The sequence below is a fragment of the Pararhizobium sp. LjRoot238 genome, assembly GCF_964252955.1.
Classification (GTDB): Bacteria; Pseudomonadota; Alphaproteobacteria; order Rhizobiales; family Rhizobiaceae; genus Pararhizobium.
In genome coordinates this window covers 213,730-226,853 of the sequence record NZ_CAXUPP020000001.1, presented here as the reverse complement: position 1 = coordinate 226,853, position 13,124 = coordinate 213,730, and the positions used below count along the sequence as shown (strand labels likewise).

At 60.4% G+C, this 13,124-nt stretch carries 18 protein-coding genes; 12 read left to right on the top strand and 6 right to left on the bottom strand.

What is annotated here, in order from left to right; translation table 11 throughout:
- Positions 1 to 81: 81 nt before the first annotated feature.
- The 6 genes from ACSQ3F_RS01250 (at position 82) to rnhA (ending at position 4,236) form a co-directional block, all read left to right on the top strand.
- Positions 82 to 465, top strand: coding sequence for a DUF983 domain-containing protein (locus ACSQ3F_RS01250; RefSeq protein WP_436098540.1), 384 nt, complete (start codon positions 82 to 84; stop codon positions 463 to 465).
- Positions 434 to 1,204, top strand: a complete 771-nt coding sequence (locus tag ACSQ3F_RS01245; protein WP_436098539.1) for an SURF1 family protein — start codon at positions 434 to 436, stop codon at positions 1,202 to 1,204. The genes ACSQ3F_RS01250 and ACSQ3F_RS01245 overlap by 32 nt, the downstream gene beginning before the upstream one ends.
- Before the next feature lie 47 nt (positions 1,205 to 1,251).
- The gene (locus tag ACSQ3F_RS01240; RefSeq protein ID WP_436098538.1) at positions 1,252 to 1,617 is read left to right on the top strand and encodes a DUF1304 domain-containing protein; all 366 of its coding nucleotides are present in this window, start codon (positions 1,252 to 1,254) and stop codon (positions 1,615 to 1,617) included.
- Between the two features lie 3 nt (positions 1,618 to 1,620).
- Positions 1,621 to 2,631, top strand: coding sequence for a 4-hydroxy-3-methylbut-2-enyl diphosphate reductase (gene ispH, locus ACSQ3F_RS01235; protein WP_436098537.1), 1,011 nt, complete (start codon positions 1,621 to 1,623; stop codon positions 2,629 to 2,631).
- Positions 2,632 to 2,815: 184 nt separating this feature from the next.
- Entirely contained in the window at positions 2,816 to 3,796 is a 981-nt protein-coding gene (locus tag ACSQ3F_RS01230; protein ID WP_436098536.1) for a homoserine kinase, read from the top strand.
- Positions 3,793 to 4,236, top strand: coding sequence for a ribonuclease HI (rnhA, locus tag ACSQ3F_RS01225; RefSeq protein WP_436098535.1), 444 nt, complete (start codon positions 3,793 to 3,795; stop codon positions 4,234 to 4,236). Before ACSQ3F_RS01230 ends, rnhA begins: the two co-directional genes overlap by 4 nt.
- Positions 4,237 to 4,290: 54 nt before the next feature.
- Here the strand turns inward: rnhA and ACSQ3F_RS01220 are convergent, their stop codons facing one another.
- The 3 genes from ACSQ3F_RS01220 to ACSQ3F_RS01210 form a co-directional block, all read right to left on the bottom strand.
- Positions 4,291 to 5,091 (bottom strand): DUF1194 domain-containing protein, encoded by an 801-nt coding sequence (locus ACSQ3F_RS01220; protein WP_436098534.1) that lies wholly within the window; start codon positions 5,089 to 5,091, stop codon positions 4,291 to 4,293.
- A gap of 146 nt (positions 5,092 to 5,237) precedes the next feature.
- Positions 5,238 to 6,275 carry an MBL fold metallo-hydrolase gene (locus tag ACSQ3F_RS01215; protein WP_436098533.1) on the bottom strand — a complete coding sequence of 346 codons (1,038 nt, stop codon included), beginning with the start codon at positions 6,273 to 6,275 and terminating at the stop codon, positions 5,238 to 5,240.
- 46 nt (positions 6,276 to 6,321) lie between these two features.
- The gene (locus tag ACSQ3F_RS01210) at positions 6,322 to 6,984 is read right to left on the bottom strand and encodes a peroxiredoxin (protein ID WP_436098532.1); all 663 of its coding nucleotides are present in this window, start codon (positions 6,982 to 6,984) and stop codon (positions 6,322 to 6,324) included.
- Positions 6,985 to 7,199: 215 nt separating this feature from the next.
- On the opposite strand from ACSQ3F_RS01210, the gene ACSQ3F_RS01205 reads away from it, so the two are divergent.
- On the top strand, positions 7,200 to 7,544 hold the full coding sequence (locus ACSQ3F_RS01205; protein ID WP_436102008.1) for an ArsR/SmtB family transcription factor: 345 nt from the start codon (positions 7,200 to 7,202) through the stop codon (positions 7,542 to 7,544).
- Positions 7,541 to 8,020, top strand: coding sequence for an SRPBCC family protein (locus tag ACSQ3F_RS01200; protein WP_436098531.1), 480 nt, complete (start codon positions 7,541 to 7,543; stop codon positions 8,018 to 8,020). The genes ACSQ3F_RS01205 and ACSQ3F_RS01200 overlap by 4 nt, the downstream gene beginning before the upstream one ends.
- Positions 8,021 to 8,076: 56 nt before the next feature.
- Here the strand turns inward: ACSQ3F_RS01200 and ACSQ3F_RS01195 are convergent, their stop codons facing one another.
- A complete protein-coding gene (locus tag ACSQ3F_RS01195) occupies positions 8,077 to 8,385 on the bottom strand; it encodes a helix-turn-helix domain-containing protein (RefSeq protein ID WP_037124505.1) in 309 nt (102 codons plus the stop codon).
- An 86-nt stretch (positions 8,386 to 8,471) separates the two neighbouring features.
- On the opposite strand from ACSQ3F_RS01195, the gene ACSQ3F_RS01190 reads away from it, so the two are divergent.
- Entirely contained in the window at positions 8,472 to 9,230 is a 759-nt protein-coding gene (locus ACSQ3F_RS01190; RefSeq protein WP_436098530.1) for an SDR family oxidoreductase, read from the top strand.
- Between the two features lie 44 nt (positions 9,231 to 9,274).
- Here ACSQ3F_RS01190 and ACSQ3F_RS01185 read toward each other — a convergent pair whose 3' ends face one another.
- Both ACSQ3F_RS01185 and ACSQ3F_RS01180 read right to left on the bottom strand, forming a co-directional pair.
- Positions 9,275 to 9,760 (bottom strand): peroxiredoxin, encoded by a 486-nt coding sequence (locus tag ACSQ3F_RS01185; RefSeq protein WP_037124501.1) that lies wholly within the window; start codon positions 9,758 to 9,760, stop codon positions 9,275 to 9,277.
- 94 nt (positions 9,761 to 9,854) lie between these two features.
- Positions 9,855 to 10,673: a protein-disulfide reductase DsbD domain-containing protein gene (locus ACSQ3F_RS01180; RefSeq protein ID WP_436098529.1), complete on the bottom strand. Its 819-nt coding sequence runs from the start codon at positions 10,671 to 10,673 to the stop codon at positions 9,855 to 9,857.
- A 189-nt stretch (positions 10,674 to 10,862) separates the two neighbouring features.
- Between ACSQ3F_RS01180 and ACSQ3F_RS01175 the strand changes: the two genes are divergently transcribed.
- The 3 genes from ACSQ3F_RS01175 (at position 10,863) to ACSQ3F_RS01165 (ending at position 13,105) form a co-directional block, all read left to right on the top strand.
- On the top strand, positions 10,863 to 11,465 hold the full coding sequence (locus ACSQ3F_RS01175; RefSeq protein ID WP_436098528.1) for a YqgE/AlgH family protein: 603 nt from the start codon (positions 10,863 to 10,865) through the stop codon (positions 11,463 to 11,465).
- A gap of 117 nt (positions 11,466 to 11,582) precedes the next feature.
- Positions 11,583 to 11,819, top strand: coding sequence for a CsbD family protein (locus ACSQ3F_RS01170; protein ID WP_436098527.1), 237 nt, complete (start codon positions 11,583 to 11,585; stop codon positions 11,817 to 11,819).
- A gap of 221 nt (positions 11,820 to 12,040) precedes the next feature.
- Entirely contained in the window at positions 12,041 to 13,105 is a 1,065-nt protein-coding gene (locus tag ACSQ3F_RS01165; protein WP_436098526.1) for a zinc-binding metallopeptidase family protein, read from the top strand.
- Positions 13,106 to 13,124: the final 19 nt, after the last annotated feature.

Sequence of the window (13,124 nt, the reverse complement as noted above, 5' to 3'; positions counted from 1 at the left end):
AAAGGTCGCGGTGGCCGATATATCGCTTGCGCGACGAATGCGTTATGGAAAGTAGAAGGCAAACAGGGACGTAAAGAACAGATGAACGAAGACAGCGCACATTTCCCGCCGGTCGATCCGGTCAAGGCCGGGATCAGGGGACTTTGCCCGCGCTGCGGTCAGGGCAAGTTGTTCGACGGGTTCCTGAAGATGAGGCCAGCCTGCGCCAGTTGCGGTCTCGATTACAAGTTCGCCGATTCCGGCGATGGCCCGGTGGTGTTCGTGATCCTGATCGTCGGCTTCATCGTCGTTGGCGCAGCGCTGTGGATGGAGGTCAACATCAACCCTCCGCTCTGGGTGCATTTCCTGCTCTGGATCCCGCTTGCCAGTATCTTCAGCCTCGTTTTGATGCGCATACTCAAGGGCATCCTGATCAATCTGCAATTCCGCAACAATGCGCGCCAAGGCGAGATCGATCGTGGCTGAGACTGCAGGCGGAAGAGAGCGCGGCGGGCTGTTCGGCCGCGCCGCGGGCATTGTTCTTGTTCTGCTCGCGCTTGCCATTCTACTGTCGCTCGGCACATGGCAGATGCAGCGGCTCCATTGGAAAGAGGGTCTGCTGGCAGCGATCACCGAGCGCCGCAACGCACCGCCGGTTGATCTGGCCGCAGTCGAGGCGATGGCGAATTCCGGCGAGGACATCGACTATCGCACGGTGCAGGTCACCGGCACCTATCTCAACGACAAGGAACGGCACTTCTTCGCGACCTACGAGGGCCGGACTGGCTACTATGTCTATGCCCCGCTTGAACTCGCCGATGGCCGCGCCCTTCTCGTCAATCGCGGCTTCGTCTCCTTCGAGCGCAAGGAGCCGGAGATGCGCAAGCAGGGGCAATTGACCGGCGAGCAGACCGTCACTGGTCTTTCCCGCGTCAAACTCGCCGCGAAGCCGTCCTGGGTGGTGCCGGACAATGATATCGCCAAGAACATCTTCTACTGGAAGGATCTTGACGTCATGGCATCGAGCGCCGGTCTTGATCCGGCCCGTACCGTCCAGTTCTTCGTCGATGCGGACGCAACGCCCAATCCGGGCGGCATGCCGATCGGCGGCGTCACGCAATTCGACCTGCCGAACAACCATCTGCAATATGCCGTCACCTGGTATGGCCTGGCCGCGGCGCTGGTCGCAGTCAGCGGCGTGTTCATCTTCCGGCGGAAAAGATAATTCGGACGCGTTGCCTTCAACGCATATAACGACTGCCGGGGGAGTTCATGACCATCATCGCCACTATCCTGATTGCCTTGACCGCCGTGATGCATATCGGCTTTCTCGTGCTCGAAATGTTTCTCTGGACCGGGCCGCAGGGACATAAAGTGTTTCGCATGTCCGCCGAGCAGGCACAGGCAACGAAGGTGCTGGCGGCCAATCAGGGGCTTTACAACGGCTTTCTCGCCGCCGGCCTTGTCTGGTCTCTCGTGGCTTCGCCGGCGGAATTTGCCTTTCAGTTGAAACTGTTCTTCCTTGTGTGCGTGATCGTTGCCGCTATATATGGCGCATGGTCGGTCAAGCCGCGCATCCTGTTGGTGCAGGGTGGCCCGGCGATCCTGGCACTTGTATTCACTGTTCTGGCATCCTGATAAATGGCGTCTTCTCTCATCGCAAAGAAACCGATCACCATCCGCCTCTGCGGCCCGCGCGGCTTCTGCGCCGGCGTCGACCGGGCGATCCAGATCGTCGTTCTGGCGCTGAAGGAATATGGCGCCCCGGTCTATGTCCGCCACGAGATCGTGCACAATCGTTATGTCGTCGAGGGCTTGGAAGCCAAGGGGGCGATCTTCGTCGAGGAACTGGACGAGATCCCAGCCGAACATCGCAAGCAGCCGGTCGTCTTTTCTGCCCATGGCGTGCCGAAATCCGTGCCCGCCGATGCCGATAGCCGCAATCTTTTCTATCTCGATGCGACATGCCCGCTGGTGTCGAAGGTGCACAAACAGGCGATGCGCCACCAGCGTCTCGGCCGCCATGTCGTGCTGATCGGCCATGCCGGCCATCCGGAAGTCATCGGCACCATGGGGCAATTGCCCGAAGGCGCCGTTTCGCTGATCGAGACCGTCGAGGACGCGGACAATTACGTGCCGCCGGATCCGGACAATCTCGGCTTCGTTACCCAGACGACGCTGTCGGTCGATGACACGGCCGGCGTCATCAAGCGGCTGCATGAACGCTTTCCCAACCTGACGGCACCCGCCGCCGATTCGATCTGCTATGCCACGACCAACCGCCAGGAAGCCGTGAAGCAGGCCGCTCCCGGCTGCGATCTCTTCCTCGTCGTCGGTGCGCCGAATTCGTCCAATTCCAAGCGGCTGGTCGAGGTTGCCCTTCGGGCCGGCGCAAAAAAATCCGTGCTTGTCCAGCGCGCGTCGGAAATCGACTGGGATGCGGTCGGCGATATCTCTACCGTAGGCCTGTCGGCCGGCGCGTCGGCACCGGAAGTCATCGTCAACGAGATCATCGAGGCTTTTCGCGAGCGCTACGATGCTGCAGTCGAGCTTGCCGATACGGTCGAGGAGACCGAGAATTTCCTCGTCAACCGCGAGCTTCGCCACGTGCCGCTGACCGCCCAGGACATGGCGTTCGTGAATGGGGATTAGGCTATGAGGGCAGGTGGCATGGATCCTCGGGTCAGGCCCGAGGATGACGACCTCGGGTTTCCTGCCATTCTCAAGCCAGCCGTCACCGTTGCGATTGCTCCCTCCCTCCGTCATCCTCGGGCCTGACCCGAGGATCCATGCCCCGGCAAAACAATTTCAAAACTCACAACCGCGAGAACAGACCTTGGCAGTTTACACCGACATCACCGAAGACGATCTCAGCGGCTTCCTGAAGCAGTACGATGTCGGCCGGCTCACCTCCTACAAGGGCATTGCCGAGGGCGTGGAAAACACCAATTTCCTGCTGCACACGACCAAGGGTTCCTACATCCTGACGCTGTATGAAAAGCGGGTGGACCAGAACGACCTGCCGTTCTTCCTCGGACTGATGCATCATCTGGCCGACAAGGGGCTTTCCTGCCCGCTGCCGCTGCCGCGCGCCGACGGCAAATTGCTCGGCGAACTTTCCGGCCGGCCGGCCGCCGTCATCTCCTTCCTCGAAGGCATGTGGCTGCGCAAGCCCGACGCCAATCATTGCCGCGAGGTCGGCAAGGCGCTGGCGGCGATGCATGTGGCGGGAGAGGGCTTCGAGATCCGCCGCCGCAATGCGCTGTCCGTCGAAGGCTGGCGGCCGCTCTGGAACAATTCCCGCAACCGTGCCGACGAGGTGCAGCCGGGCCTGAAAACCGAGATCGCCACCGAGCTCGATTTTCTCGAAGCCAATTGGCCGAAGAACCTGCCGGAAGGCGTCATCCATGCCGATCTTTTCCCGGACAACGTCTTCTTCCTCGGCAACGAACTGTCCGGCCTGATCGACTTCTATTTCGCCTGCAACGACTTCCTCGCCTATGACGTCTCCGTCTGCTTGAACGCCTGGTGCTTCGAAAAGGACGGCGCCTTCAACATGACCAAGGGCATGGCGCTTCTGTCCGGCTATCAGAGCGTGCGGCCGCTGACCGCAGCCGAGATCGCGGCCCTGCCGCTGCTCGCGCGCGGATCAGCCTTGCGCTTCTTCCTTACGCGGCTTTACGACTGGCTGATGACCCCGCCGGGCGCGCTGGTGGTGAAGAAAGACCCACTCGAATATCTGAAGAAGTTGCAGTTCCACCGCTCCGTTGCCACTGCCGCCGAATATGGCCTTATCGCCGAAAGCCAACCCGCATGAAACATGTTGATATCTTCACCGACGGAGCCTGCTCCGGAAATCCGGGGCCGGGCGGTTGGGGCGCGGTGCTGCGCTATGGCGAGGTCGAGAAGGACTTGTGCGGCGGCGAGCCCGAGACCACCAACAACCGCATGGAGCTTCTGGCGGCGATCACGGCGCTCAACAGCCTAAAGAGCCCGTGCGAGGTCGATCTGCACACCGACTCGAAATACGTCATGGACGGCATCGGCAAGTGGATCCACGGCTGGAAGAGAAACGGCTGGAAGACCTCCGACAAGAAGCCGGTGAAGAACGGCGAACTCTGGCAGGCGCTCGATGCTGCCAACCAGCGTCACAAGGTGACCTGGCACTGGGTCAAGGGCCATGCCGGCCACCCGGAAAACGAGCGCGCCGACGAACTGGCCCGCAAGGGCATGGAGCCGTTCAAGAAGAAGCGGTGAGAGGGAAGGCGGAGGGTTTCACCGTCCATCGCCACAGGGCGAAGCGAGGTTGAGCTACTTTCCAATGGTACGCTCCTGCATCTCTTCGCCGATAAAACAATTGTAGGGCTGAGGGTATTCAACCCGTATCAGTCCTGTTTGGCGCCGCAGAGGGCCGCTTACCTCTAGTCCTGAAATCTCGATAATGAGCTTGCGCAGGATAGCTTCGGCAAATTGGGACACATTCGTTACCTTCAACAAAAATGCCCCATCTCCGCCGATGACGCATTCCTGATAATAGACATCGAGATCCGGAATCGATGCCGAATCCGGCGCGGCCTTCAACATAATGGGAAGGCCGTCAATGACGATGCCCTGAGCAACGGTCGTATTTCTGCCGACCGGCGCCGGGACCCCGGCATTGTTGGGTCCATCGCCGGAGACATCGATCACGCGCTGGGCCCCTCGAAATGGGCTGGTTTGAAAAAGCTCTCGTGCAAACGCAAGCGCGTTGGAGATCGAGGTGAAGGAGATTCGCCTTATCGGCTGTTGGCGCAACATCTCCGAAAACTGTGCCGCCGTCTCCGGACCTTCAATCAGCGTCCAGGGCACGATTTGGACGGCCGAGCCGCCCCACTCGATATAGGTGACCGCAATCCTGCCGAGCGTTCCGCTCTGCAAGGCTTTGAGGATCTCCGGCCTGCGGAATGCGTCCACGTAGCCTTGACGCTGAAAATGCTGCTCATCGATTTCCATTGAGTAGGAGACATCGACGGCAATGACCAGTTCCAGATCTACGGCAACTGAATATTGCTCGGCAGACGGACTTCCCCCAAGAAGACAAAAAGTAGCAAGAAGCGCCCATCGCGGTTTCATTGCGGCAATCCACTTAGCCACTGGGTCGAGCGATCTGCCGGGGCGGCCATCACAATGAAACGTGGCCAAGCCATGCGAAGGCTCAACGGAATTGCCCCGGCGATCAACATCGCGCCCGCAAGTCACCGCCAAGCCGGCGAAGCGGGTTATCGGACCACCGGTCCGTTCGCCTTCTTCCAGGCGTCGATGCCGCCCTCGAGGTGGCAGGCGCTCGTCAGGCCGGCATCCTGGGCGGCCTCGACCGCCATCGCCGAACGCTCGCCGAAGGCGCAATAGAAGACGATCCGCTTGCCGGTGGCTGCCGCCAGCTCATGCAGCATGCCGCCCGCACCGATGTTTTCCTGCAATTCCGGATAGGGTGCGTGCAGCGCGCCCGGAATGGTTCCGTGCTTTTCGCGTTCCGCCTTCTCGCGCAGGTCGACGATCGCAATGTCGGGGCGGCCGCTGAGCGCCAATGCCTCGGCCGCCGAAACTGCCCAACCTCTACGCGCAATCTCCTCCTGGTGAAGGCCGACATGGATATTGGCGGGCACCGCCACATCCATCATCTTCGGGTTGGGCAGGTTCAGATTGTTCATGATGTCGACATATTCGTCGACCGATTGAACCCTGAGGCGCGGGTTGAACCGCTTCTCCTCGCCGATGGTCGAAACGGTATCGCCCTTGTAGTCATGGGCAGGAAAGACCAGCGTCTCGTCCGGCAATTTGAGCAGCTTGTTGAAAATGGAATCATATTGCTGGCGCGGGTCGCCATTCTGGAAATCGGTGCGCCCGGTACCGCGAATGAGCAGCGTATCGCCGGTGAACACCCGGCCGCCCATCAAGAAGGAATAGGAATCATCCGTATGGCCGGGCGTGTAGAGCACATCGAGGCTCAGGCCCTCGATCGCAACGCGGTCGCCTTCCGTCACACGCATCGAGACCACGTCGGCCTGTGTCTGCTCGCCCATTACCGTGATGCAGTGCGTGCGGTCGCGCAATGCACCGAGCCCGGTGATGTGATCGGCGTGCAGATGCGTATCGACGGCCTTGACCAGCCTGAGATCAAGCTCTCGCACCAGCTGCAGGTAGCGATCGACCTTTTCCAGGACCGGGTCGATGATCAGCGCCTCTCCCCCATGCCGGCTGGCAATGAGGTAGGTATAGGTGCCGGACACGCTATCGAACAGCTGACGGAAGATCATCGGCGGCTCCTTTGCGCGTCTCTTGCACTGGCCCTGAGCATCGCCACTATCCCTGCGGCTGCGGCACGATCCGGATATAGGGTTTGGGCGCGCGCCAGCCTTGCGGGTATTGCTTCCGCGCGTCGTCGTCCGTCACGGAACCGGCGATGATCACGTCTTCACCCTGCTTCCAGTTCACCGGCGTCGCGACCTTGTGCTTGGCGGTGAGTTGCAGCGAGTCGATCACGCGCAGCACCTCGTCGAAATTGCGGCCGGTGGTCATCGGATAGACGAGGATCAGCTTGATCTTCTTGTCCGGGCCGACGACAAAGACGTTTCGCACGGTCTGATTGTCGGCCGGGGTGCGCTGTGTCGGGTCGCCCGATACTGCTGCCGGAAGCATGCCGTAGAGCTTCGACACGGTGTAGTCGGTGTCGGCAATCATCGGGAAGTTTGGTGCGAACCCTTGCGTTTCCTCGATGTCCTTCACCCAGCCGGAATGACGGTCCAGCGGATCGACCGAAAGGCCGATGATTTTCACGCCGCGCTTGTCGAATTCGGGTTTGATCCGGGCCATATACCCCAGTTCGGTGGTGCATACCGGCGTAAAATCCTTCGGATGCGAGAAAAGCACCGCCCAGGAATCGCCAATCCAGTCGTGGAACCGGATCTCACCTTCGGTGGTTGTTGCCGTGAAATCCGGCGCGAGATCATTGATTGCAAGTGTCATGATACCCCCCATAGCTTTGAGGAGATGCTCACCAAAAGCACCCACGGCGCGCAGTTTGCTCCTTTTGATAAATTAGGCAAAGCGAAAATATTGGACAGGACGCCTGACCTTTCCCGGCAAGGTGACGCGGCTTGACGATCCGCCGTTCCCAAAGCCATGCCGCATTAAACTTACTTAGCTCTTGCGCTAAGTGTCTTGCGATGATACTTAGCCTTATGGAACAGTATTCGGAACAGCTGAACGGCGTTTTTCAAGCGCTGGCGGACCCCACCCGCCGGGCCGTTCTGGCGCGGTTGGGCAGGGGCCCGGCAAGCATCAGCGATCTCGCAAGGCCGTTCGAGATGGCTTTGCCCTCCTTCATGAAACACATCCATTTTCTTGAGGGCAGCGGTTTGATCCGGACGCGCAAGGAAGGTCGCGTCAGGACCTGTGTCATCGAGAAGAGGCAGTTCGCCGCGGTCGAAGCATGGCTATCCGAACAGCGCGCCCTCTGGGAAGGCCGCACCGACAGGCTCGAGCGGTTCGTTGCCGCCGCTCAAACGAAGGGAGAAACCCAATGACCCGATCTTTCAACCCCGATCTCGATCTGACGATTTCGCGTGTCATCAGGGCACCGCGTTCGCGCGTCTGGAGCGCCTGGACCGATCCCGCCAGCTTCGAACAATGGTGGATCCCGGCACCGGCCAGATGCAAGGTCGTGGACATGGATATGCACCCCGGCGGCGCGTTCGTCACCCGGATGAGCGAGGATGGCGGCGACTTCACGCCGCATCTGGACGCCTGCTTCCTCGACATCGCCGATGGCGAACGGATCGTCTTTACCAACGCGCTGGTCGGTGGCTGGCGGCCTGCCGAACAGCCTTTCATGACGGCGATCATCACGCTGCAGGATCACCCGGACGGCACGGATTATACGGCCCATGTGATGCACAGGAACAATGCCGACCGGAACATGCATGCGGAAATGGGCTTCTACGACGGCTGGGGCACCGTTGTCGAGCAACTCGCCAAACTCGTCGAACACCGCGCGGGGTGAGGGTCGGCGGCCGGCGCCGCTCGAGCATTATTTTGGGCACCGCCCTGGCGGCATCGTTAATAGGACATGACCTTTGCCAAAAGCCCCGGAAAGCGGGCTTCGAGATCGTCGAGACGTACCACGTTGATATTCTCGACACCCTTCTTGGTGGTCTGAATGACGCCTGATTCTCGCAGGACCCGGAAGTGGCCCGAAAGGGTCGAGCGTGCCATGTCGGGAAAAGGGGCGGCCGCTTCGCCGCAATTCCTGCCGTCTGCCGAACAATAGAGTGTTTTTACGATCGCCAGCCGCGTCGGGTCTCCGAGCGCGGTCATGACGCCTGTCAGGGTTATGTCGTCTCGCGACGGATGAAAGAACTGGCTCATGAACCGCAGATAACACACCGATTGACAGACTTCAATATTTCGGTAATTTCGAAATACCGTAATACGGAAATAAGGAAGGAATGTTTATGACGAAGAGATTTGACGATCGGGTGGTGGTTGTAACGGGCGGCTCGACCGGTATCGGTCTGGCGACGGCGAGCGCCTTTCTTAAGGAAGGGGCAAGGCGCGTCTATGTCACCGGGCGTACGCGCAAGAGCCTCGATGCAGCAGTGGAGGCGCTCGGCGAGCGTGCCGTTCCGGTGGTCTCGGATGTCTCGAAGATCGGCGATATTGAGAAGCTCAAGGCGGAAATCGAGAAGCGCGGCGACAATGTCGATGTGCTTTTCGCCAATGCCGGCATCGCGGAAAAGAATAGCTTCGGCGCAACGAGCGAGGCCGAATTCGACAAGACCTTCGATATCAACGTCAAAGGCCTGTTTTTTACCGTGCAGACCCTCTTGCCGCTCGTTCCGGATGGCGGGGCCGTCGTGCTCAATGCCTCGATCGTTGCCAACAAGGGAATGGCGGAGCTCAGCCTCTACAATGCGTCGAAGGCGGCTGTGCGCTCTTTTGCCCGAACGCTTGCCAATGATCTCAAGGAGCGAAAAATCCGCGTCAACGCCGTCAGCCCCGGACTGACGCGCACCCCAATCTTGGAAAACGGCTTGAAGATGGACGAGCAGCAGATCGCCGCCCTGCACAGCCATGCCGAACAGGCCGTGCCGCTTGGCTACGTCGCTCAGCCGGAAGAGATCGCGACCACGATTACTTTTCTCGCCTCGGCGGACGCCGGCTATGTCAACGGCATCGAACTGAGCGTCGATGGCGGCATGACCCAGATATAACTGAAAACGGCCGGCTCCGATGAGGCGGAGCCGGCCGTTTTGCCTCAGATCTGCTCCAGCATCGCCGCGGCAGCCGAAACGGTTGCCTGGCCGGGGCTCTCCTCGACGTTCAGCGTCTTCACGACGCCGTCCTCCACCAGCATCGAATAGCGCTTCGAGCGCACCCCGAGCGTGCCGGCGGAGAGGTCGATGTCCATGCCGAGCGCCTTGGTGAAGGCGGCGTTCCAGTCGGAGAGGAAATGGATCTTGCCCATGCCGCCGGACGCAGTCGCCCAGGCGCCCATCACGTGCAGGTCGTTGACGGCGACGACGGCGATGTCGTCGATGCCGCGTGCCAGGATCGCGTCGCGGTTTTCCAGATAGCCGGGCAGGTGATTGAGCGAGCAGGTCGGCGTGAAGGCGCCGGGAACCGCAAACAGAACGACCTTCTTGCCGGCAAACAGCTGGTCGGTGGTGATCTCGACCGGGCCGTCGGCGGTCTTTTCCTTGAAGGTTGCGGCAGGCAGCTTGTCTCCGACAGAAATGGTCACGGTCTTACTCCTTGAGGCTTTTCGGAAAGGCGGAAGCGCAGACGCTCCGTTGGGTCGGGCGCTCCGTTGGGTTGGGAAGGAATATAGATTTGCCTCAGTCAAAGGCAAGCGGGGTTTCCATGCTGCGCTCGCCGGACCTTGCGACGAGCAGGACCGATCCGCTCTTCAGCGCGCCGCCTTTTGCGGGAACCCGCACCGGCACTTCAGCCGTAAACTCGCCGTTCGCTACGGTGACGTTTTCGGGTTTGCCGAAGCTGTAGCCGGGCGGACCTGCAAGGAAGAGCTCGGGCGGTGTTTCGGCGGACACACCGGGGAACACCAGCGACAGACGAAGGCGCTTGCCGGCGGTATCGAAGGACGCGGCCTTGACCTTGAACGTCTCGGATGGTTGGCCCGGCAAGGCGGCAACGGCATCGTCAATCCGGGCCTTATCGAGGGGATTTTCAGCAGCACCTTCGGTCAACGAAAGGCTGAGCTCGGCCTGGACAGGGATGCAGATATCCTTGCAGATACCGAGGAAGACAGAGGCCTTGAGAGACAGGTTGCCGCTCTTCTCGCTCTTCAACAGGAGCGGAAAGGCCACGGATTTGTCATAACCCGTATAGCCGCCGACACCGTCGCCAAAGCTCTTCGGTGCCGGAAAGCGCATTCCGGAAAAGGAGATGCCGTCCTTCGGGTCGATACGCACCTGCGGCGGGATGCCGCTTGCTCCGGGCTCCAGCCAATAGGTCTTCCAGCCGGGCTTCAGGCGGATGTCGAGGATGGCGGGGATCGTCCCGTCTGGCTGCGGCCTGTCGGCCACGATGCGGATATCGCCGCCTTCGGAACGCGCCCACTCGCTCTGCGCGGCGTCTGCACTGGGCGCAATAAAAAAATATCCGGCAAGGCTTGCCAGCGCCGCCAAATGAGTCACATTCTCTAGGAGACGATGATGTTTCATGAGGATGAGGCTTACCGGTTTTGGGGCATGGTTTAAAGATGCCCGCTTTCACCTCCGGATCATTTTCTCTTGATGGAGGCGAAACGAGGAAACCCGGGAAAAGCCTCAAAACCAAAAGGCGGGGGTGGAAACGCTTTTCATTTGACCCAGAAGGCTGACACCATGATGGCGACATTCCAGAAGAAACGCGAGCGCGGTTTGCTAGACGGTCAGTTCCTGATCGCCATGCCCGGCATGTTCGACAGCAATTTTGCCCGCACGGTCATCTTCGTCTGCGCCCATTCGAGTGACGGCGCCATGGGTTTCGTGCTCAACCGTCCGCAGCAATTGACCTTTCCGGATGTGCTTCTTCACCTGCAGATCATCGATCAGGCCGAAGCTATCCGTTTGCCGACCATCACCCGTAATTTCCAGATCCAGACAGGCGGGCCTGTCGAAACCGGCCGCGGCTTCGTCCTGCATTCCGACGATTACCTGAGCGAATCCAGTATTCCGGTCAGCGACGACATCTGCCTGACGGCAACGCTCGACATCGTTCGTGCCATTTCGCGCGGCGAGGGGCCTTCCAAGGCGATGATGATGCTGGGTTATGCCGGCTGGGGCGCCGGTCAGCTGGAAAGCGAGATCGCCAGCAATGGCTGGCTGAATTGCCCGGCGAGCGAGGAACTGATCTTCGACCGCGATCTCGGCGACAAATATGATCGGGCGCTGGCGCTGATGGGCGTTGCTCCGGCCATGCTCTCCATGGATGCCGGTCACGCCTGACAGGCGGATTTTTCCGCCCTTGCTGCTTTTTGCGGGAACAATTCGATCTGCCCACCGTTTTCTGAACGCAAGGATATGACGCCTGATCCTGTCCTCAACCCTTCAAGGAGACCGATCATGGGCAGCACGTCCGGCAAGATTTCCGGCGCAGCCAACCAGGCCGCAGGCAAAGCCAAACAGGCGGCCGGCAAGGCAACCGGCAGCAGGAAGCTGCTGGCGGAAGGCAAAGGCCAGGAAGTCAAGGGCCAGGAAGTCAAGGGCCAGGAAGTCAAGGGCCAAGAAGTCAAGGGCAAGGTCCAGTCAGCGGCTGGCAAGGCCAAGAGTGCAGTGAAAGGCGCCGTTGATCGCATGTAAACCGGTTTGCCGCTCCTCTCTCGTCAGTAAGATGGCGGCGGCTTCGAGGTGCGCGGATCGACTGTCCTGACGGGTTCAACTGGATGGAAGATTTCAGCGCCGATGCCCGCTGTGCTTCGCGCCGGCGGGCATTCCTCTGCGGGACTGTCTGCTTTATTTTTTTGATTAGGGCATCCGATTTCCTCGACATCGCATGCTGACCATTGGGCGGACGATCTTTCATGAGACTTTACGAATGCGGCAATTGCGGAAACCCGGTCCATTTCGACAACCGTGTTTGCATCAACTGCGGCTCGCGGCTCGGCTTCCTGCCGGAGGCCATGGCGGTGCAGGCGCTGACGCCGGCAGGCGGTGACTTGTGGCAGGTGCCGTCGCGCCATGAGGCAGATGTCCGATTCTGCGCCAATGCCGCGCACGATACATGCAATTGGCTGATCTCGACCAACGACAACCATGTCTATTGCCAGGCCTGCCGCTACAACCGCATCGTGCCGGTCACCGATAACACGGAGGGGCTGGCGCGCTGGCAGAAGATCGGCCAGGCGCAGCGGCATCTGTTCTATTCCCTGTTGCGCTGGAATCTGCCGCGACCGGGACGTGACGTTGACCCATATGGCGGGCTTGTCTTCGATTTCCTCGCCGACGAGGTCGATGCCTACGGCTATCTGGTGCCCGCCATGACCGGCCACGAGGATGGGCTGATCAGACTGCGCGCGGCGGAAGCCAATGATGCCACGCGCGAGAGCGTGCGTGTATCGATGAACGAGCCTTACCGCACGCTGCTCGGACATTTCCGCCACGAGATCGGCCACTTCTATTGGTCCCAGCTTGTCCGCGACGACCAGACGCTGAACGAGGCCCGGTGGCTGTTCGGCGACGAGCGGGCGGATTACGCGGAAGCCCTGAAACGCAACTACGAGCAGGGGCCCCCCGCCGACTGGCAGGCACGCTTCATCAGCACCTATGCCAGCAGCCATCCGGCCGAGGATTTTGCCGAATGCTGGGCCCATTTCTTCCATATCGTCGATACGCTGGAAACGGCGCAGTCGTTCGGACTTTCGACCGAACTACGCCGCCACGAGGGCATGGCGGCGGAAGTCGATTTCGATCCCTATCGCGCCACGGATGCGCAGACGCTGGTCGATGCCTGGATCCCCTTGAGCGTGGCGCTGAACAGCATCCAGCGCAGCATGGGCCAGCCCGACAGCTATCCCTTCGTGCTCTCGCCACCGGTGGTGCAGAAGCTCGATTTCATCAACCGGTTGATAAGGCGGGCAGGCACATAGTAGCGAATAGTGAGTAGTG

Bases quoted from the DNA above. Each gene is read 5' to 3' on its own strand.
- ACSQ3F_RS01250 (WP_436098540.1), top strand. From the start codon at position 82: ATGAACGAAGACAGCGCACATTTCCCGCCGGTCGATCCGGTCAAGGCC.
- ACSQ3F_RS01245 (WP_436098539.1), top strand. From the start codon at position 434: ATGCGCGCCAAGGCGAGATCGATCGTGGCTGAGACTGCAGGCGGAAGA.
- ACSQ3F_RS01240 (WP_436098538.1), top strand. From the start codon at position 1,252: ATGACCATCATCGCCACTATCCTGATTGCCTTGACCGCCGTGATGCAT.
- ispH (WP_436098537.1), top strand. From the start codon at position 1,621: ATGGCGTCTTCTCTCATCGCAAAGAAACCGATCACCATCCGCCTCTGC.
- rnhA (WP_436098535.1), top strand. From the start codon at position 3,793: ATGAAACATGTTGATATCTTCACCGACGGAGCCTGCTCCGGAAATCCG.
- ACSQ3F_RS01220 (WP_436098534.1), bottom strand. From the start codon at position 5,091: ATGAAACCGCGATGGGCGCTTCTTGCTACTTTTTGTCTTCTTGGGGGA.
- ACSQ3F_RS01215 (WP_436098533.1), bottom strand. From the start codon at position 6,275: ATGATCTTCCGTCAGCTGTTCGATAGCGTGTCCGGCACCTATACCTAC.
- ACSQ3F_RS01210 (WP_436098532.1), bottom strand. From the start codon at position 6,984: ATGACACTTGCAATCAATGATCTCGCGCCGGATTTCACGGCAACAACC.
- ACSQ3F_RS01205 (WP_436102008.1), top strand. From the start codon at position 7,200: ATGGAACAGTATTCGGAACAGCTGAACGGCGTTTTTCAAGCGCTGGCG.
- ACSQ3F_RS01200 (WP_436098531.1), top strand. From the start codon at position 7,541: ATGACCCGATCTTTCAACCCCGATCTCGATCTGACGATTTCGCGTGTC.
- ACSQ3F_RS01195 (WP_037124505.1), bottom strand. From the start codon at position 8,385: ATGAGCCAGTTCTTTCATCCGTCGCGAGACGACATAACCCTGACAGGC.
- ACSQ3F_RS01190 (WP_436098530.1), top strand. From the start codon at position 8,472: ATGACGAAGAGATTTGACGATCGGGTGGTGGTTGTAACGGGCGGCTCG.
- ACSQ3F_RS01175 (WP_436098528.1), top strand. From the start codon at position 10,863: ATGATGGCGACATTCCAGAAGAAACGCGAGCGCGGTTTGCTAGACGGT.
- ACSQ3F_RS01170 (WP_436098527.1), top strand. From the start codon at position 11,583: ATGGGCAGCACGTCCGGCAAGATTTCCGGCGCAGCCAACCAGGCCGCA.
- ACSQ3F_RS01165 (WP_436098526.1), top strand. From the start codon at position 12,041: ATGAGACTTTACGAATGCGGCAATTGCGGAAACCCGGTCCATTTCGAC.